This is a genomic window from Dactylosporangium salmoneum, assembly GCF_039532525.1.
Taxonomy (GTDB): domain Bacteria; phylum Actinomycetota; class Actinomycetes; order Mycobacteriales; family Micromonosporaceae; genus Dactylosporangium; species Dactylosporangium salmoneum.
This window is the reverse complement of the sequence record NZ_BAAARV010000130.1, coordinates 1-17,934: the sequence shown is the minus strand read 5'-3', so window position 1 is coordinate 17,934 and position 17,934 is coordinate 1. Positions and strand designations below refer to the sequence as shown.

Annotated in this window: 16 protein-coding genes; 11 read left to right on the top strand and 5 right to left on the bottom strand. The window is 72.7% G+C overall.

Annotated features, from left to right (window positions below; genetic code table 11):
* The first annotated feature begins 686 nt into the window (after nt 1-686).
* Both ABD352_RS52990 and ABD352_RS52985 read left to right on the top strand, forming a co-directional pair.
* Nucleotides 687-1,667, top strand: a complete 981-nt coding sequence (locus ABD352_RS52990; protein WP_344620293.1) for a pirin family protein — start codon at nt 687-689, stop codon at nt 1,665-1,667.
* Nucleotides 1,668-1,952 carry a GNAT family N-acetyltransferase gene (locus ABD352_RS52985; protein WP_344620292.1) on the top strand — a complete coding sequence of 95 codons (285 nt, stop codon included), beginning with the start codon at nt 1,668-1,670 and terminating at the stop codon, nt 1,950-1,952.
* Here the strand turns inward: ABD352_RS52985 and ABD352_RS52980 are convergent.
* Nucleotides 1,927-2,802, bottom strand: coding sequence for an SCO6745 family protein (locus ABD352_RS52980; RefSeq protein WP_344620291.1), 876 nt, complete (start codon nt 2,800-2,802; stop codon nt 1,927-1,929). The two genes, ABD352_RS52985 and ABD352_RS52980, sit on opposite strands and share 26 nt — an antisense overlap.
* Before the next feature lie 78 nt (nt 2,803-2,880).
* Nucleotides 2,881-5,118 carry a glycoside hydrolase family 6 protein gene (locus tag ABD352_RS52975; RefSeq protein ID WP_344620290.1) on the bottom strand — a complete coding sequence of 746 codons (2,238 nt, stop codon included), beginning with the start codon at nt 5,116-5,118 and terminating at the stop codon, nt 2,881-2,883.
* A gap of 248 nt (nt 5,119-5,366) precedes the next feature.
* Between ABD352_RS52975 and ABD352_RS52970 the strand changes: the two genes are divergently transcribed.
* The gene (locus ABD352_RS52970; protein ID WP_344620289.1) at nt 5,367-5,945 is read left to right on the top strand and encodes a TetR/AcrR family transcriptional regulator; all 579 of its coding nucleotides are present in this window, start codon (nt 5,367-5,369) and stop codon (nt 5,943-5,945) included.
* Between the two features lie 151 nt (nt 5,946-6,096).
* On the top strand, nt 6,097-7,578 hold the full coding sequence (locus ABD352_RS52965) for a DHA2 family efflux MFS transporter permease subunit (RefSeq protein WP_344620288.1): 1,482 nt from the start codon (nt 6,097-6,099) through the stop codon (nt 7,576-7,578).
* Nucleotides 7,579-7,640: 62 nt separating this feature from the next.
* On the opposite strand, the gene ABD352_RS52960 is transcribed toward ABD352_RS52965, so the two are convergent.
* Together ABD352_RS52960 and ABD352_RS52955 are read right to left on the bottom strand one after the other, a co-directional pair.
* On the bottom strand, nt 7,641-8,318 hold the full coding sequence (locus ABD352_RS52960) for a response regulator (RefSeq protein ID WP_344620287.1): 678 nt from the start codon (nt 8,316-8,318) through the stop codon (nt 7,641-7,643).
* Nucleotides 8,315-9,631 carry a sensor histidine kinase gene (locus tag ABD352_RS52955; protein ID WP_344620286.1) on the bottom strand — a complete coding sequence of 439 codons (1,317 nt, stop codon included), beginning with the start codon at nt 9,629-9,631 and terminating at the stop codon, nt 8,315-8,317. The genes ABD352_RS52960 and ABD352_RS52955 overlap by 4 nt, the downstream gene beginning before the upstream one ends.
* A gap of 216 nt (nt 9,632-9,847) precedes the next feature.
* On the opposite strand from ABD352_RS52955, the gene ABD352_RS52950 reads away from it, so the two are divergent.
* The 6 genes from ABD352_RS52950 to ABD352_RS52925 all read left to right on the top strand — a co-directional run bounded on the left by ABD352_RS52950 (nt 9,848) and on the right by ABD352_RS52925 (nt 16,106).
* Nucleotides 9,848-10,363, top strand: coding sequence for a CcdC protein domain-containing protein (locus tag ABD352_RS52950; protein ID WP_344620285.1), 516 nt, complete (start codon nt 9,848-9,850; stop codon nt 10,361-10,363).
* A 19-nt stretch (nt 10,364-10,382) separates the two neighbouring features.
* Nucleotides 10,383-11,117, top strand: coding sequence for a CPBP family intramembrane glutamic endopeptidase (locus tag ABD352_RS52945; protein WP_344620284.1), 735 nt, complete (start codon nt 10,383-10,385; stop codon nt 11,115-11,117).
* Between the two features lie 308 nt (nt 11,118-11,425).
* On the top strand, nt 11,426-12,085 hold the full coding sequence (locus ABD352_RS52940; protein ID WP_344620283.1) for a toll/interleukin-1 receptor domain-containing protein: 660 nt from the start codon (nt 11,426-11,428) through the stop codon (nt 12,083-12,085).
* Nucleotides 12,082-14,283 carry a hypothetical protein gene (locus ABD352_RS52935; RefSeq protein ID WP_344620282.1) on the top strand — a complete coding sequence of 734 codons (2,202 nt, stop codon included), beginning with the start codon at nt 12,082-12,084 and terminating at the stop codon, nt 14,281-14,283. The genes ABD352_RS52940 and ABD352_RS52935 overlap by 4 nt, the downstream gene beginning before the upstream one ends.
* 4 nt (nt 14,284-14,287) lie before the next feature.
* Nucleotides 14,288-15,514, top strand: a complete 1,227-nt coding sequence (locus tag ABD352_RS52930) for a hypothetical protein (RefSeq protein WP_344620281.1) — start codon at nt 14,288-14,290, stop codon at nt 15,512-15,514.
* On the top strand, nt 15,507-16,106 hold the full coding sequence (locus ABD352_RS52925) for a hypothetical protein (protein WP_344620280.1): 600 nt from the start codon (nt 15,507-15,509) through the stop codon (nt 16,104-16,106). Before ABD352_RS52930 ends, ABD352_RS52925 begins: the two co-directional genes overlap by 8 nt.
* An 8-nt stretch (nt 16,107-16,114) precedes the next feature.
* Here the strand turns inward: ABD352_RS52925 and ABD352_RS52920 are convergent, their stop codons facing one another.
* A complete protein-coding gene (locus tag ABD352_RS52920; protein ID WP_344620279.1) occupies nt 16,115-17,308 on the bottom strand; it encodes an NsdA family TPR-like regulatory protein in 1,194 nt (397 codons plus the stop codon).
* 96 nt (nt 17,309-17,404) lie between these two features.
* On the opposite strand from ABD352_RS52920, the gene ABD352_RS52915 reads away from it, so the two are divergent.
* On the top strand, nt 17,405-17,884 hold the full coding sequence (locus tag ABD352_RS52915; RefSeq protein WP_344620278.1) for an NUDIX hydrolase: 480 nt from the start codon (nt 17,405-17,407) through the stop codon (nt 17,882-17,884).
* Nucleotides 17,885-17,934 lie beyond the last annotated feature (50 nt).

The window sequence follows — 17,934 nt, the reverse complement described above, 5'->3', positions numbered from 1 at the left end:
TGCGCCCGGCTGCCCTCGGCGGGATGGTCGGCAGGATGTCCGATCTGCTCAGGTGCCGTATCCGGGGGCGGCCCCGGTTCACGCACCGCACTCTCCTGCTGGTCGCCAGCCGGTGGCGGGGCGTCACCGTGCACGCGGCGCAGCCGCTCGGCGTGCCGCTTGGCCAAACCCCAGGCGCGATGCCGCTCATGTTCCCGACGGAACCGCTCTTTCGCCGGACAATAACGACGCGACCTGGTCCGGTCCCGCATGGCAGCCAATTCGCTCCTGGTGAACAATTGCAGCTGCCCCATGGATTCAATTATCCCAGCACCCGGCCGAAATCACCGCCCCGAACGAGAGCGCGTAATGGCAAATGGCGCACCCTCCTTGAGCGCTGACCGGCGTCGGCCCAGCCGTCGCGGCGCGCCACCGGCGCGGCCGTTGAGCAGGACCGGCGTCGGCCCAGCCGGCGCGGCGGTTGAGCAGGACCGGCGTCGGCCCAGCCGGCGCGGCGGTTGAGCAGGACCGGCGTCGGCCCAGCCGGCGCGGCGGTTGAGCAGGACCGGCGTCGGCCCAGCCGGCGCGGCGCGCCACCGGCGCGGCGGTTGAGCAGGATCGGTGATTGTTGACTTGCGGAATACTTGGCCCGCAAGTACTGTTGTGGCAGGCGTCAACAGCCGCAACCGCAGTAGTGGAGGCGTCCCATGCCCGCGATTTCCGTCGACAACGTTCTTGCCCTCCCGCGTGTCGCCACGCCCGACCCCGTCGCGGCGCGGCCGCGGCCCGTGGTGTCCGTGACCACCGCGCCGAAGGGCTTCGAAGGCGAGGGGTTCCCGGTCCGGCGCGCGTTCGCCGGGGTCGACCTGCGGGCCCTCGACCCGTTCATCCACATGGACCAGATGGGCGAGGTGGAGTACGCGCCGGGTGAGCCCAAGGGCACGCCGTGGCACCCGCACCGCGGGTTCGAGACCGTCACGTACATCATCGACGGCGAGTTCGTCCACCACGACTCCAACGGTGGTGGCGGAGTGATCACGAACGGTGACACGCAGTGGATGACCGCTGGACAAGGGATTTTGCACATCGAGACCCCGCCGGAGCACCTGGTGGTCAGCGGCGGGCTGTTCCACGGTATCCAGCTGTGGGTGAACCTGCCGCGGGCCGACAAGTTCGCCCAGCCGCGCTACCAGGACATCCGCGGCGGGCAGGTGTCGCTGCTGACCTCGCCGGACGGCGGCGCCCTGCTGCGGGTCATCGCGGGTGAGCTCGACGGGCACGCCGGGCCGGGCGTCACCTACACGCCGATCACCCTCGTGCACGCCACCGTCTCCCCCGGCGCCTCGCTGACGCTGCCCTGGCGCAAGGACTTCAACGCGCTGGCGTACGTGCTGGCCGGCAAGGGCACCGTCGGGGCGAAGGGGCGGCCGCTGGACAGCGGGCAGCTGGCCGTGTTCGGCGAGGGCGACAGCATCACCGTGACCGCCGACGCCCAGCAGGACCCGCGGCACCCCTCGATGGAGGTGCTGTTCCTCGGCGGACGGCCGATCCGCGAGCCCGTCGCGGCGTATGGTCCGTTCGTCATGAACACCAAGGCCGAGGTCATGCAGGCGTTCGAGGACTACCAGGCCGGCCGGCTCGGCAGCATCCCCGCGGCGCACGCGGACGTTCGGGGAGAGGCGTCCTGAGTGGACTTCGAGGTCGTTGACAACGCCGGGGAGCAGCGGTTCGAGATCCGGGTCGACGGCGAGCGGGCGGGGGCGGCGTACTACCGCCTGCACCCCGCCGACGCCGGCGCGCCGGAGCGGATCGTGTTCACCCACACCGAGGTCGAGCCGCAGTACGAGGGGAAGGGCGTCGGCAGCCGGCTGGCCGGCGGCGCGCTGACCCTCGCGAAGGACCGGGGCCTGCAGGTCGTGGCCCAGTGCCCCTTCATCGCCGCCTACCTCAAGAAGCACCCGGAGCTGGCGTAGCCGGCGCGGGGAGCCGGATCCAGACCGGGTAGTCGGGAAGTTCCGCCAGGACCCGGGTGGCCAGCGGGGTGAGCAGCCGCTCGCAGCGCTGCGTCGCCTCGGGTCCGAGCGCCTCCCACGGGCCGGCGGCGAGCCGGTCCGTCAGTTCCTCGATGGTGCGGTACGCCGAGAAGCTCCTCTCGGTGGCCGCGCCCTCGCCGTCGAGGTAGCCGCGCTGGTGCAGCCGGTCGCGGGCGGCGTCCCACTCCTCGTCGGTCCAGCCGCGGGCCGGCTGGGCCATCTCGCGCCCGGCGCCGCCGTTGACCGCGATCCGCCAGACCATCGACTCGCAGCCGTCCAGGCCCTCGACCAGCAGGGCGGCGAGGTGCCCGTCGCCGCGGTGCTCGCGCAGCAGGGTCGCGGCGTGCCAGACGACCTCGAGCGGGTCCTCGGGCCACGGCAGGGCGGCGTTGGCCGCGCCGAGCACCCGGCCGTGGCACGGCGCGGCGGAGGCGGCCTCGCGCAGCAGCCCGGCCAGCTCCTCGATGCCGTCCAGGCCGGCGACGGCCCCGGCGAGGGCGTGGCCGGCGCCGACGCGGCGGGCGTCCAGGGCGGCCTGCGGGGTGATCCGGGTCCAGACGTCGGGCAGGGCGCGGTGCACCATGCCGGGCGCGAAGCCGTAGAAGGCGCCGATGACGGGGCCGGCGCTCACGGCGCCCATGGGGGCGGTGCGGCTGGCGAAGTACCCCCGCCAGTACCCCCGGAGGCCGGCCTCCTCGAACGCCTGGCGGGTGGCCGGGGCGAAGTAGCTGACCGCGTGCACGGGCTCGAAGAGCGACCACATGCGCCGCTCGGTCGACAGCTCTGTCATGCCATCGAACATAAGCGGGAGCGGGCCCCGGCAGTACAGCCGGGACCCGCTCCTTCAAGTGCAACTTCTAACAGCGCATTACGACAGCGCCGGGTAGGCGTTGGTCATGAGCTGCTGGAACTGCGAGGAGAACCACGCGCCCGCCAGCGGCGAGTTCGGCAGCGCCCCGGTCAGGTTGTTGCCGTTGAGGCCGTTGCCGGTGTACGTCGGGTCGCACATCCGGTCGAAGCCCTTGCCCTGGTCGTTCGCGACCAGCTGGCTCGCGCCGTCGGACTCGCCCGGGGGCTTGATCCAGACGTACGCGTCGATGCCCGTGGCCGGGGTGGCCCGCGGACGCTCGCCGAGGCCGGCACCGCTCTGGTTGCACCAGTTACCGGCGTGGATGCGCCGGTCGATGCGGCTGTTGTTGACGAAGGTGTTCACGTCGGTCGACGTGCTCGGGCCGGCCGGCCGGGCCGTACCGCCCCAGCCGTTGCGCGAGGTGTCGATGAGCATGCCCAGCGTCGACGGGAAGCCCGCGGTGACGAGCGCGTTGCGGAACGCCTGGGTGAAGCTCAGCTCGTCGACGTACATGTTCCAGTCGACCCACTTGGACTGCCGGATCGACTGGCCGCCGACCTGGGTGTTGATGGTGAAGTTCGGCTCGGTCAGGGCCGAGTAGTTGGCGGTGTTGCTGATGAAGCCGTCGACGCTCGCGAAGCCGGCCGTGGTGCCCTTGACGGCGTTGGTCAGCAGCGTGACGGCGGGGCCGAAGTTCGAGTCCCAGCCGAGCCACGCGTGGTGGCCGATGTCGAGGTAGTTGTAGATGTTGCCCTTGTGCAGCTTGTTCAGGGCGTACTGGACACCCTGCACGTACGCGCCGCTGGTGTTGGCCTCGGCGCACGCCGCGATGTTCAGGTTGGTGACCAGGTTCGGCAGCGAGTCGTCCTCGACCACGTTCACGATGCGCAGGCTGTCGTACTTCGGGTCGGTCTGGATCGCGGCGATCGGGTCGATGAACTCGGTCTTGTACCGCGCGAGGCCGTTCTCCGAGATCTTCAGCTCACCGTTGGACGCCAGCGCCGCGCAGTCGCGGTTCGGCAGGTCGTAGACGACGAACTGGATGACCACCGGGGTGCCCCCGGCCGCCTGGGCGAGCGCGGCGTCGAGGTGGGCCCGGATGCCCTTGGCGCTGGTGGTGCCCGCGATCGCGGCGATCCGGTCGATCCAGACGGCGGTCGAGGTGTTCGACACCCGGCTGCCGCCCGGCTCGGCGGCGGCCTTCGCCGCCCAGTCGGCGTTCACGTAGCCCTTGGCCCCGACGTACGGGTTGTCGACGTGGCCCGGGTTGGTGCCGCCGGTGGTGACCGTGACCGTGGTGCCGCTGGTCGAGGTCGTGTTGCCGGAGTTGTCGGTCGCCTTGGCGCTGAGGGTGTAGGTGCCGGCCGCGACGTTCGTCCACGAGAACGTGTACGGCGCGGTGGTGTCCGTGCCCAGCAGCGTGGTGCCGTTGTAGAAGTCGACCTTGGTCACCGTACCGTCGGAGTCCGAAGCGGTGGCGGCGAGCGCGATCGTGGCCGGGGCGGTGAAGCTGGAGCCCGCGGTCGGGCTGGTCAGCGCGACGCTCGGCGCGCCGTTGCCGCCGCCGGCGGTGACCGTGATCGGCACCGCGGTGCTGGCGGTGGACAGCCCGGCGTTGTCGTACGCCTTCGCGGTCAGCGAGTAGCTGCCCGCGGCGACGCCCGACCAGGAGAACGTGTACGGCGCCGTGGTGGCGGTGCCCAGCAGCGTCGAGCCGTTGTAGAACTCGACCTTGGCCACCGAGCCGTCGGCGTCCGCGGCGTTGGCGGCGATGTTCACCGTGGCCGGGGCCGAGAACGAAGCGTTCGCGGCCGGGCTGGTGATGCTCACCGTCGGCGCCTGGTTGGTGGTGGTGCCGCCGTTGCAGGCGGCGCCGTTGAGGGTGAACGCGCTCGGGACCGGGTTGGCGGTGGTCCACGAGCCGTTGAACCCGAACGCGACCTTGCCACCGGCCGGGACCGCGCCGTTGTAGCTCTCGTTCTTGGCGGTGACGTGCAGACCGGAGACGGTCGGCACGGCCTGCCACATCTGCTGGATGCCCTGGCCGGCGACGAAGTCCCAGCCCAGGTTCCAGCTCGTGAGCGCGTCGCCGGTGTTGGTGATCTCGACGTTCGCGCCGAATCCGCCCGGCCACTGGTTCGTGACCGTGTAGTTCACGCTACAGCCGGTGGCGGCGAGCGCCGGTTGCATGACGGCTATGGCGCCGCCTGTTGCCGCGACGGCGGCGATCGAGACGATGGCGAGTTTCCGCCTCATCCTTGCTCCTCAACTCGACGGGTGTGCTGGCGTACTGGCCCGGTCACCGTGCGAGGTGAGGATCAACAGCGTCAAGGAACCTCATGCGCCACAGGCGTTCCACCTGGGTAACGGGTGTTCATGGCAATGAAACTTACGATGTGGCCACCCTCACACAACAGGTGTACGGAACCGTTTCGTTTCGCGCCGCGGGCCGCGCTAGTTTCGAGACGGAACGGTTCCGTACACCTATCGCGGAGGAGGTCGCCATGTCGGCCACGACGACCAGATCGGACCGCCGCGCGGCGATCTGTGACGCCGTGTTCGAACTGCTCGGCGAGGTGGGCTACGACCGGATGACGATGGACGCCGTGGCGGCGCGGGCCCGCGCCAGCAAGGCGACCATCTACCGGGGCTGGCCCAGCAAGCCCGAGCTGGTCATGGACGCGATCGAGCACCGGTACGGCGGGGCAATGGAGCCCCCGGACACCGGCTCGCTCCGCGGGGACCTCTACGCGCAGCTCAGCACCGTGTGCGCCGCGGCCAGCGGCGAGGACGGCGCGGTCTTCACCGGGCTGCTCACCGCGGCCACGCACAACGCCGAACTGGCGGAGTGCATGTACCGCTGCGCCTACGAGACCAAGCACAGCATGTACGAGTCGATGCTCGCCCGCGCCGTGCAGCGCGGCGAGTTGCCCGCAGGCACCCGTGCCGACCTGCTGCACGAGGTGGTGCACGCGATGGTCACGAGCCGCCGGATGTGGCAGAGCGGGCCGCTCGACGAGGCCTTCGTCACACGGCTCGTGGACGGCGTCGTGCTGCCGATGCTCAGGCAGGACCAGCGCTAGGTCTGTTACCTCCTCGCTCCACCGCGAGTCAGAGAAAGTGTCGTACCCCGTCCGTAGTGTGCGGACGGAGAGTTCCCCTTGCGCCCTGGAGGCTGGCTACATGGCGAACGACGCTGTCGTTGCACCGGACATATCCGTTAAATCATCATCTTTGGTCCCACCTGATCCGAGGCGCTGGCTCGCCCTCGCGGTCATCGCGGTCGCGCAGCTCATGGTGGTGCTCGACGCCACCATCGTGAACATCGCGCTGCCGTCGGCCCAGAAGGCGCTGGACATCTCCACCGCCGACCGGCAGTGGATCGTCACCGCCTACACGCTGACCTTCGGCGGCCTGCTGCTGTTCGGCGGGCGGCTCGCCGACTTCGCCGGCCGCAAGCGCATGTTCCTCATCGGCCTGCTGGGCTTCGCCGGCGCCTCGGCGCTGGGCGGCGCCGCGGTCAACGCCGAGACCCTGTTCGCCGCCCGCGCACTGCAGGGCGTCTTCGGCGCGCTGCTCGCCCCGGCCGCCCTCTCCCTCATCACGGTGACCTTCACCGAGGCCAAGGAGCGGGCCAAGGCCTTCGGCGTGTTCGGCGGCATCTCCGGCGGCGGCGCGGCCATCGGTCTGCTGGCCGGCGGCGTGCTGACCGAGTACGCGGACTGGCGCTGGTGCCTGCTGGTGAACATCCCGATCGCCATCCTCGCCTTCGCCGCGGCCGTGCCGCTGGTGCGGGAGAGCAAGGCGCAGGGCGACACCCGCTACGACATCCCGGGCGCGGTGCTGGTTACGGCGGGCCAGGTGGCCCTGGTGTACGGCTTCACCAAGGCCGCGACCGACGGCTGGAGCTCGGCGGTCACCCTCAGCTGGCTGGCCTCCGCGGTGGTCCTGCTGGCCGCGTTCCTGGTCTGGGAGGCGCGCACCGCCCACCCGCTGCTGCCGCTGCGCGTGCTGTTCGACCGCAACCGCGGCGCGTCCTACCTGGTCTCGATCCTGCTGGGCGCGGGCATGCTCGGCATGTTCCTGTTCATGACGTTCTACCTGCAGCAGACCATGGGCTGGTCGGCCATGAAGAGCGGCGTGGCCTACATGCCGTTCTCGGGCGGCATCATCGCCGCCGCGATCGTGGCCTCCCGCCTGCTGCCCCGCACCGGCCCGAAGGTCCTGATGTCGATCGGCGGCGTGCTCGCCACCGCGGCGATGGTCTGGCTGACGCGGCTGGACCTCGACTCGTCGTACGCGGTCGGCATCCTGCCGTCGTTCATCGCGATGAGCTTCGGCATGGGCCTGGTCTTCGTCCCGATGAGCAGCCTCGCCCTGTCCGGCGTGGCCAACCACGACGCGGGCGTCGCCAGCGCCATGGTCAACACCACCCAGCAGGTCGGCGGTTCCCTGGGCACCGCGCTGCTCAACACCATCTTCACCACCGCCGTCACCGGCTACGTGACCGGCCACGTGGCCGAGGCGGCCCGCGGCGGCCAGGCGGGCGCCCAGCTGATGCAGGCCCACGCGGCCATCCACGGCTACAACGTGGCCTTCACCGCCAGCGCCGTCCTGCTCGCCGTCGCCACCCTCGGGGTCATCGTGCTGGTCCGCAACACCAAGGACCGCACCGCGGCCGGCGCCGAGGACCACGTCCCGGTCCACATCGGCTGACCGAACCCTTCCTGTGGGTCCTGTGGGGCCGCCCGGCAGTGCCGGGCGGCCCTCAACAGCGCTCAGACGGTGACGCGGCCCGTGCGGTAGGCGTAGCCGACGAGTGCGGCCCGGTCCCGGCAGCCGGTCTTGGCCAGCAGATGGTTGATGTGGGTCTTCACGGTCGCCTCCGAGACGAACAGCCGCGTCGCGATCTCCGCGTTGCTGTGGCCCTCCGCGATCTCGACGAGCACCTCCACCTCGCGGGAGGTCAGGCCGTCGTCGACGGCGGCGGGCTGGCTCGGTTCGGCCACGCCCAGCTTCGCCCCGGCGGCCAGCGCCTCCAGCAGCCGCCGCTGCACGGACGGGTCGAGCTGGGCCTGACCGGCGGCCACGGTGGTGATCGCCTGCTGGATCACGTCGGCGCCGGCGTCCTTGGTCAGGAAGCCGCGGGCGCCGGCCTGCAGCGCGCGGAACACCCAGTCGTCGTCGGAGTACGTGGTCAGCACGACCACCCGGGCCCGGCAGCCGCGCTCGGCGAGCTGCCGGGTCGCCTCGACGCCGTCGACGGCGGGCATGTTCAGGTCCATCAGCACGATGTCCGGCTCCGCGGCGAGCGCCTGGCGGACGGCGTCGGCGCCGTCGACCGCGGTACCGACGACCTCGATCCCGTCGAGCAGGCCGAGCAGCATGGCCAGCCCGTCCCGCACGACCTTCTGGTCGTCGGCGATGAGGACCCGGATCGGCGGCTGGGACGTCATGAATGTGCCTCCTGCGTGTGTGCGCGGGCCGGATCCGGCGCGGCGGGGATCGGCGTCGTGGGAATGGGCATGGTGAGCGTGACCTGCCAGCCGTCGGCGGTCGGGCCGGCGTCGAGCCGGCCACCGGCGAGCGCGGCGCGCTCCGCCAGGCCGGCCAGGCCGTAGCCGCCGGAGGGCAGGCCGGGGACCACCCGGTCGCCGCCGGAGTCGGTGACCTGGGCGGTGAGGGTGCCGTCGGCCCAGGTGAGCGCGACGGCCACGGCGGCGCCGCGCCCGGCGTGTTTGGCCGCGTTGGTGAGCGCCTCCTGCACGGCGCGGTACACGGCGAGGCCGGACTCGCTCGGCAGCGGCCGGGGCTCGCCGGCGACGGCCAGCGTCACCGGCAGGCCGGACAGCCGGGTCTGCTCGATCAGGGCGGGCAGCTGAGCGGGGCCGGGCAGCGCCTCACCGCGCAGGGCGGCCACCGCCCGCTTGGCGTTGACCATGCCGTCGCGGGCCAGCCGCTGCGCGTTGGTCACCTGCTCGGCCAGGCGCGGGTCGGCGCCGGTGCGCTCGGCCAGCAGCCGCGCGCCCTCCAGCTGGACCGCCAGCCCGGACAGAGTGTGTGCCAGCACGTCGTGCAGCTCGCGGGCCAGCCGGCCGCGCTCGCCCAGGACGGCGGCCTCCTCCCGCGCGGCCCGGGTGGCGGCCTCCTGCTCCAGCAGGGCCTGGGAGTGGCTGTGCGCGTCCCGGGACACCGCGGCGAACGCCGCCGCCAGGTACATGAAGCCGGCCGCCGCGGCCACGCCGAGCACCGCGCCCACCGGATTGGCGCTGCCGCGGGCCTCGGCCCACCCGGCGGCCACGAGGATCACCGCGGCGGCGGCCAGGCCCGGCCGCCTCGGCAGGCCGAAGCCGAGGCCGGCCATCGCCATGCAGATCATCACGATGCCCGGGCCCGGGGGTCGCAGGGCGTCGAGCGCCGCCCCGGCGAGCCCGGTGCCGGCCATGGCGGCGGTCAGCACCGGCACCGGGGCTCCCCGGCGCACCAGCGCGAGGCACCACAGGGCCAGGCCGGCCACGGTGAGCGCGACGGTGGCCGCGGCCGCCGCCGAACCGGCGGGCAGCCCGGCGGCCACCGTGGCGATCGCCACCGCGCCCGTGGTGATCCAGGCGGCCAGGCGGACCAGGCGATGCAGGTGCGACGCCGCCACCGACGGCCCGCCGTCGCGGGCGCCTTCCGGGTGGGCCTTCATCGGGCGGGCAGGGCCACGCGTGGTTCGGCGGTCATGGGGGTCCTCCTCGGCCGATGTCGCCGGACGTTCGAACGGCAAGGCAACGACCCTAACCAGCGGGTCGCGCCCCAGGCCCCCGACGGTAGGCAGCGCGCCCGGCCGGCGGCATCGACGCGCGGGTTGACCGCGCCGCGGTGATCTCCACCCACGGGTGGAGATCACCCGCCGCCGACATCAACTCGCGCGCCGATGGTTGGCGCCCGCGTCGCTCATAGCGTCGACGCCGACCCGATCGACGCGTTCCGGAGGTATCCGATGAGCACCACCCAGTACCTGCTCAACGCCGGCCTGCTGGCCTTTGTCCTGTGGTCCAACCTGGGCACGAGGACCGTCACCCGTTCCCGGTTCACGCTACCGCTGCTGCTGGTCGCGATCGCCGGCGTCGTCTTCCTGCGCGACCTGCCCACCGCCGGCAACGACGTCGGCCTCGAGGTCGCCGGCGCGGCCGCCGGCGCGCTGCTGGGCCTGCTCGCCGCCGCGCTGGTGCGGGTGGACCGGGACGCCGCGGGCCGCCTCGTCATGCGGGCCGGCGTCGCGTACGCCGTCCTGTGGGTCGTCGTGATCGGCGGCCGGGTGCTGTTCGCCTACGGCGCCGAGCACTGGTTCCCCGCCGCGATCGGCCGCTTCTCGATGGCGCACCAGATCACCGGCGCCGATGCCTGGACTGCGGCGTTCGTCCTCATGGCCCTCTGCATGGTCGTGGCCCGGGTCGCCGTCTCCGGCCTGCTGACCGCGCGGGCCGCCCGCCGCACCGTCCCGGCCGTGGCCTGAGCTTTCCGAGGAGCATCCCGTGACCCTGCTTTCCGCCCCCTCACGCTCCGCCGCCTCGGCGCGCCGCGTCGCCATCGCCCTCGGTGCCGCCGACATCGTCCTCACCGTCGCCGGGGCGCTCGCCGCGGCCGCGCTGTTCCCGGGCGCGTCGTCGTGGGCCACCCGCCTGGCCGTCGTACTGCTGCTGGCCGCCGCGGTGACCGCGCTGCTGGCCGCCACCAACGGATGGCGCACCGCCGGCTTCACCGCCGCCGTGCGGGAACCCCGGCTGCTGTGGCTGCCCGCGGTGATCGCGCTGGTGCCGCTGGCCGGCGGCGTCCACCTGCCCGGCGCCGGCCTGCTCGCCGTGCTCGTAGTCGGGTACGCCGCCACCGGCTTCGTCGAGGAGGCCCTGTTCCGCGGGGCCATCCTCGGCACGCTGCGCCCGGCCGGGGCGTGGCCGGCGGTCCTGATCTCCTCGGCGCTGTTCGCCGTGGCGCACCTGCCGAACATGCTCTTCGGGCAGGCGCCGGCCATCACCGTGGCCCAGGCCGTCGGCACCTTCTGCTTCGGCGTCGGCTACGCGGCGCTGCGGCTGCGCACCGGGAGCGTGTGGCCGCTGATGGTCCTGCACTTCCTCACCGACCTGCTGCTGCGCGTCGACGCGCTCCCGGCCTGGGCCCACTGGACCGCGATGGTCGGCGGCGACACCGTGCTGCTGATCTACGGGCTGCTCCTGATGCGCGGCACCGCGCGCGCCGCCGCTGACGCCTGACCCGCTCACCGTTGAGAAGAGCGGTCTGCGCGCTGATCGGCGCCGTCGTCGGCTGGCGGGCGCTGCGCACCCGCCCGGCCGGGATCCCGGCCACCGCCGGCGACGGCCAGATCCCGGCCCGCGTCGGCTGACACCGCAGCTACCACTCGCGCACTGCCGGACGGCAGCCGGCGGGCGGCCCGCCGCGCGGCCTCCTGCCCGCCCACTGCCGGACGGCAGCCGGCGAGCGGCCCGCCGCACGGCCTCGGATGATCAGCAACGGTCAACACCCGCCGATCATGCTGTCCACTGCCCATACTGGCCGACCTATGGGTGGGATATTCATCAACTACCGGACGACCGATGCTGCCCTCGGCGCGGCCGTGCTCGACGACAAGCTCGTCGAGCGGTTCGGGCCGGATGCGGTATTCCGGGACAACCGGAGCCTGCCACTGGGCAAGACCTTCGAGGCCACGCTGTGGAAGCGCCTGCGGTCCAGCGACCTCGTGCTGGTCGTCATCGGCCCGCACTGGCTGACCGAGTCGACCGGCGCCGGCCGGCTGATCGACGATCCGGACGACTTCGTGCACCGTGAGATCGCCGAGGCGCTGTCGCTGGACCTCGACGTCGTGCCGGTCCTCATCGGCGACACCCCGCTACCGCGCTCCGGCGACCTCCCACCGGCGCTGCGGCCGCTGGCCGGCTATCAGTTCGCGCAGATCCGGGCGCGCGACCCGGAGCCGGACATGGCACGGCTCGTCGACCGGCTGGCCGCCCTTCCCGCGCTGTCGGCGCTGTCGCCGCGGCCCGCCGCCACGGAAAAGCGCGAGCCGCGGGCCGCCGCCACGGAAAAGCGCGAGCCGCGAGCCGCCGCCACGGAAAAGCGCGAGCCGCGAGCCGCGGAGCCCGGACACCGGGTGCGCACGGTGAAGGCCGGTCGCGACGTGATCTTCGGCGACCGGATCACCAACCGTGAGCGCGGCGCGTGAGCGAGGAACCCGGCGACGCCCCGAGCGACCAGCAACTCTCCGAAGCACTCGTGCGCGGCCTGCGGGGGGAGGCCGGAGGGGACGACAACGAGCCGTTCGGCGAGCCGGGCATCATGACCGGCGGCACCCGGATCGGCGAGGTCAGCGCCGAACGGGACGCCATTCTCGGCGACAAGATCAGCCACACCTACTTCCTCGGCGGCGCGGCCCGCGAGCGGGAGCCGGCGCCGCTGACCGTGAGCCGGCAGACCCTCGAGGAGGTGCGGCACGCGTTCGTCGCGCCGAAGGGGTTCGACCAGCTGTCGGTACGGCAGCATCTGCTGATCCTGCGGGTGGCCGGCGGCCGGGGCGGCGGGACCGCGGCGATCCGGCTGCTGCTCGACGAGGGTGTCGCGGACGTCAGGGAACTCGCCCCGGACGCGGCGCTGCGCCGGATCTCCGCCGACCGGCTGGAGCCGCGGGTGGGCTACCTGTTGCGCAACGCGACCCGGACGGTCGTCGAGGAGCTGACCGAGTTCGACGTCGCGCGCCTGTGCGAGGAACTCGGGGCGCGCGACGGCCGGCTCATCCTCACCGTGGATCCCGCGGTCCGCATCCCGGCCGGCCTGCTGGAGCGGGAGTACACCGCCACGCTGCCCGATGGGCCCACCGCCCTGGACGTGCTCGCCGCCCATCTGCGCCACCGGCTGCGGCACCAGGAGACCGGCAGCCGGCGGGCCGACGAGATCGTGGGGCACGAGTCGGTCATCGGCATGGTCGCGGAGTGGGCCGACCGGGAGGACCGGGCCTCCCGCGCGGCCGCGTTCGCCCGGGTGCTCGCCGATGCGGAGCGGGCCGACGACTTCGACCTGGAACGGATCCGCGACCGGCTCAACCGCGTCGCCGACGCCAAGTTCGAGGCGTGGTTCGACGACCTGGACTACGGCAACCGGTGCTTCGCGATCTCGCTGGCGACGCTGCCCGGCTACTCGTACGAGATCGTCTCCGACGCGGCCGCCGAGCTGGAGCGAACCCTGACGCCGCCGGTCGCGCGGGAGCCGGGGACGCCGCCGCCGGATCCGTTCAAGACCCTGCGCTCCTCCCGCCTGGACGCGGTGCTCGCGCGGGTGAGCTGCCGGCCCGTCCCGACCCGGTACGGCATCACCCCCATGGAGATCGTGGGCTTCATCGACCAGAGCCTGTCGTGGCGCATCCTGCACCGGGTCTGGACGGAGTACCCGCAGACGCGGGAGGCGCTGCTGCAGTGGCTGCGGGCGCTCGCCCGGCACCCGGTCGTCGCGGTCCGGCAGGGGGCCGCGAACGCGGTCGGCGTCTTCGCCGTGCAGGCGTTCGACTACGTGCGCCGGTACGTCATCCACCCATGGGCGCTGAGTCCCAACGCCGTCGACCGCCACGCCGCGGCGACCGCGCTGATGGCGCCGGCCGGCGACGCGGCGGTGAGCGGCGCCACCCGGCTGATGGTCTACGAGTGGCACCTCGACGTATCCAAGCCGAACGTGCGCAACACGGCCGCGCGCGCGTACGGGTGCATCGGGCTCGCGGATCTCGAGGAGGCGCTGGACGCGTTCGCGCACCTGGTCACCGGGCCCGACCACCTCGTGCAGGTCGTCGCCAACAGCATCACGTCGCTGATCGTCCAGGCCGACGACAAGTCGGTGCTGACGATCCTGCGCCAGCTGCGGTACTGGATGACGAGCCCGGTGCTGGACCCGCCGAACGGCTCGGCCCGGGCCCGTCGCGACAGCACGCCGCAGGAGCGGGCCGAGGACCAGCGCTCCCGCCTGTACGCCGCGTACTTCGCGTTCCTCACCGTCGCCGTGGACGCCAAGCTGGTGAAGCCCGTCGACGACCGGGCGGAGGCGACCGCCTGGCACGGCCTGCTCTGGCTCGCCGACCGCAACGGCGACATCGCGGAGGTGGTCGGCGGGCTCTGGGCGACCGCGCTCGTGCATCCGATCTCGCACACCGCCGCGGTCGGCGTCCTCGAGAGCTGGGCCGAGACCGTCGAACCCGACGGCCGCGGGCGGGACACGCTCGCCCGCCTGCTCGCCTCGGCGACGCGAGACAACACCCGGGCCCGGGGCGTCGTGTACCAGCAGGCGCGCGACTGGCGGGCCGGGACCGACGCCACGGCCCCCAGGACGGCGGAAGCGGTTCTCGCGGCCTTGCCCGACAAGCCCGCACGTGACGGAAGGTAGGCCCGTGGGACTCATTCTCTCGAAGGTTCCGCTCCACCGGTTCCGCTTCGGCACCAGCACCCCGGCCCGGGCCGGGGTCCAGCTGGTGGTCGAGACGGCCGGTGGCCGGTTCGAGGCGATCACCGGTCAGCGCACCGTGGGCGAGCGCATGTTCGCCCCGCACTCGGTGCAGTACGAGATCGACATGACGGCGAAGGTCACCCCCATCGACATGCCGGTGAAGACGCGGGACGAGAAGTACGACTTCCACGTCCGTCTGGAAATCCGCTGGCAGGTCAGCGACGCCGCCGAGGTCGCCCGCGTGGGCCTGGACGACGGGTCCTCGCTCGTCTCGGCGGTGGTCCGTGACCGGCTCAAGGAGCTCGGCCGCCGGTTCGGCATCGACCAGACCCTCGCCTTCGAGCAGAGCATCCGGCAGAGCCTGACCGAGCCGGGCGTGCGGGCCGTCAAGAGCTGCCTGTGGATCGAGTCGGTGTCCCCGGAGGTGAGCCTGGACGAGGCCGGCCGGACGCAGCTGGCGAACATCCGCGACGTCGAGGGCAAGACCGCGGTCCTGAACGCGCAGCACGTCCACGACACCACCCAGCAGCGCCACCAGGACGAGATCGCCCGGATGAGGGCGTCGCAGGAGATCGAGCGCGACAAGCTCAAGCAGCAGTTCGATCTCGAGGCGAAGCGCCTGGAGGAGGAGTTCGAGCGCGAGCAGCAGGTCCGGCGCGAGCAGCACGCGGAGGCGGTGCGCCGCAGCGAGATGGAGTGGAAGGCGGCGTTCGATCGGCGCGAACGGGAGCAGCAGATCGCCTGGCAACGTGAGGAGGAGCAGCGCCAGGACGAGCGGGAGGCGGCCCGGACGAAGCGGTTCCTGGACGCGATGGAGCGGGGCGATGCCGCCGTGCTGGCCCTGCACCTAGGCCGGCATCCGGACGACACCAAGGAGATCGTCCAGATGATCGTCAACAACAAGGCGATCGCCGAGGAGCGCCAGGCGAAGATCCTGGCCGACATGATCGACAAGAACCTGATCATCGGCGCGGACCTCGAAGGCGTGAGCCAGGACCTCATCCGGGTGGTGGCGGGCATGATGTCCCGTCCCAGCGCCGGCGTCTTCTCGCTCAACACCACGGTCGAGGTCGGGATGGACGCGCTCGCCGCGAAGAAGCCCGCCGAGATCACCAGCACGGACGCCCATGGGGACGCGAGTCCGGAGCCGACTGGAACCGCGGATGCCTGAGGCAGGGCTGGCCGCGGCCCACTGGCTGGTGTCGTGGGTGCCCTCCGCGCAGTGGCAGAACTTCCTCGCGCTGCCGTTGCTGATCGCGCTGCTGCTGCTCACCCTCATCGCGGTGGTGCAGCTCCTGCCGGTCGTCGACCGGGTCCTGCGCCCGCTCGGCAGCGGACTGGCGATCCTGGGCGGCCTGCTGCTGCTGTTGCCGGAGTACCTGGTCACCGTGCTGGTACGCCGGGCCGGACGCGCTCCGTGGGGGATCGCCTTCACCTATGGGGAGGCGGTGGAGCAGGTCGTGCTCGCGGGCCGCAGGGTGAGCGCCGCCGGGCTGGCCGGCTTCTTCCGGGAGCGCCGGCCCCGCAACTGGATGATCCTGATCGCGCTGGTCGCCATCGTGCTGTCGGGCAACTTCAGCAGCTGCCCGGATCCGGCCGCCGGATGCACCCGGCCGCTGCCCGCCTGGTGGCAGCAGGCGACGACGGTCGTCGGCGACCTGATGCCGGAGGCCGACCCGACGCCGTCCGTGAGCCCGGCGCCGAGCCCCATACCGAGCCCGGCCAAGCCCAGCAAGGCGCCGGCCTCGAAGAAGAACCACTGAACCGACGACTATCGCCGCGGATGGAGCAGCCAGTGCAGGTCGGCCCGGACCTGTTGCGCACGGCGGTTGCGCGGCCAGCGCCCGAGCACGCCGGACAGCCGGGCCAGCTGGTGCATCGTCGTCGCGGACTGCAGCGACCGCGAATCGGGGATGACCTGCTCGGCGAGGTCGCACGACGACTGCAGCGCCCCGGCCAGGGCGAGCGCCACCGCCAGCCGGGCGGACAGCAGCGCCCGGATCCGGTGCGAGGCGTCCGGCACCGTCGCGAGCACCGCCACGGTCTGCTCCGCCGCGTCGTCGGGACGGCCGAGATCGAGCTCGCACCAGGCGGCGGCCATCGCGTTGGGGTCGCCGATGGACGACGAGCCGAACAGGTCCAGCCGATCCTGCCGGCCGGTCCCGCTCGCCCAGCACTCCTCGGACCGGGCGAGCGCGGCCTCGCACCCCGCCCGGTCGCCGGCGAGCGCGAACGCCTGCGCCTCCCGCTGGGCCGCCATCGCGTGGATGCGCCGGCTCGCCCCGCCGGTCTCCCGCGCCTGCGCCACGAGAGCGAGCGCCCGGTCGGGCCGCGCCTGGTACAGCGCCAGCTCGGCCCGCCGGACCAGGGCATACGCCGCCATGTCGAGGCCGCCGCCGCGGGCGTCCAGCTCCACCGCGCGGGCGGTCCACTCCAGGGCGCCCGCCACGTCGCCCTGCTCCTGCAGCATCCAGCCGATGTACTCGGCGTGGTGGGCGGCGAGCCGCAAGGCCTCGTGCCGGTCGGCCGGGCCGGCGACGGCGGCGAGCGACGACACCGTTCTCGCCTGCGCCGCGATTGCCGGAATGACCATGGCCGGCGCGATCTGACGGCCCGCCTCGCGCATTCGCCGGAACAATGCGCGCAGGGCTTCCCAGCGCACTTCACCGTCGATCCGGTATTGCGCCGCGGCGTCGAATTGGGCAGTGCCGAACGGGTGCTGGTATTCGGGCTCGGCCCCGCCCAGAAGCCCGGAATCGTCCGCCAGCATCTCCAGGGCGCCGCCCGCGCCCAGGGCCGCGTCGCAGAGCCTGGCCAGCTCGGCGCCGGCGTGCCGCTCGCCGTTCTCGACCCGGCTCAGGTGCGAAGGGTCGAAATGGACGATCCGGGCGAGCGCGCGAAGCGAAAGGCCCGAATGCAGCCGGCGCCGCCTGAGCTCCATTCCGAAGGCCTCGACGGATGGCATGGCGCGACGCTATCGCGCGCCGTCCGAAGCGTCGAGACACGGCAACATCACGCGAGATCGACCGGAAACGAAAAACATTCTCATCATGGCGGTGACGTGAGCGGTTATTCCCGGAAAACGGGGCGAGTGGTACTGGTCGATGCCAATGACCGGGTATTGTTGATCAGGACCGCCGTCGATCCCTGGCGGCCCTCCGCGGGGCACGAGTGGTTCACGCCGGGCGGCGGGATCGAGCAGGGGGAATCGCCGGTCCAGGCCGCCGCCCGCGAGCTGCGCGAGGAGACCGGCCTCGTCATCGGCCCGGACGAGCTGCGGCCGCTGGCCCGCTCGTCCTGGCGGCTGCGCGCCGATCTGGTCCACGACGACTTCTTCCTCTGCCGGGTCGAGGCCCACGAGGTCGACACCGGCGCACTGGACGAGATCGAGCGCCGGTACAACCTGGGTCACCACTGGTGGACGTACGCCGAGCTGACGGCCACGACGGAGACGGTCTACCCCGTGCACCTGGCCGCCCTGCTCCGGCTCGTCCTGCGCGAGGGCTGCCCGCCGGCACCGGTGGAGCTGCCCGCGCACTGACGGGCGCGGCGGGCCCGGCGCCTACCGGCCCAGGCCTGCCCGCGCACTGA

Bases quoted from the DNA above. Each gene is read 5' to 3' on its own strand.
- ABD352_RS52990 (WP_344620293.1), top strand. From the start codon at position 687: ATGCCCGCGATTTCCGTCGACAACGTTCTTGCCCTCCCGCGTGTCGCC.
- ABD352_RS52980 (WP_344620291.1), bottom strand. From the start codon at position 2,802: ATGACAGAGCTGTCGACCGAGCGGCGCATGTGGTCGCTCTTCGAGCCC.
- ABD352_RS52975 (WP_344620290.1), bottom strand. From the start codon at position 5,118: ATGAGGCGGAAACTCGCCATCGTCTCGATCGCCGCCGTCGCGGCAACA.
- ABD352_RS52970 (WP_344620289.1), top strand. From the start codon at position 5,367: ATGTCGGCCACGACGACCAGATCGGACCGCCGCGCGGCGATCTGTGAC.
- ABD352_RS52960 (WP_344620287.1), bottom strand. From the start codon at position 8,318: ATGACGTCCCAGCCGCCGATCCGGGTCCTCATCGCCGACGACCAGAAG.
- ABD352_RS52950 (WP_344620285.1), top strand. From the start codon at position 9,848: ATGAGCACCACCCAGTACCTGCTCAACGCCGGCCTGCTGGCCTTTGTC.
- ABD352_RS52940 (WP_344620283.1), top strand. From the start codon at position 11,426: ATGGGTGGGATATTCATCAACTACCGGACGACCGATGCTGCCCTCGGC.
- ABD352_RS52925 (WP_344620280.1), top strand. From the start codon at position 15,507: ATGCCTGAGGCAGGGCTGGCCGCGGCCCACTGGCTGGTGTCGTGGGTG.
- ABD352_RS52920 (WP_344620279.1), bottom strand. From the start codon at position 17,308: ATGCCATCCGTCGAGGCCTTCGGAATGGAGCTCAGGCGGCGCCGGCTG.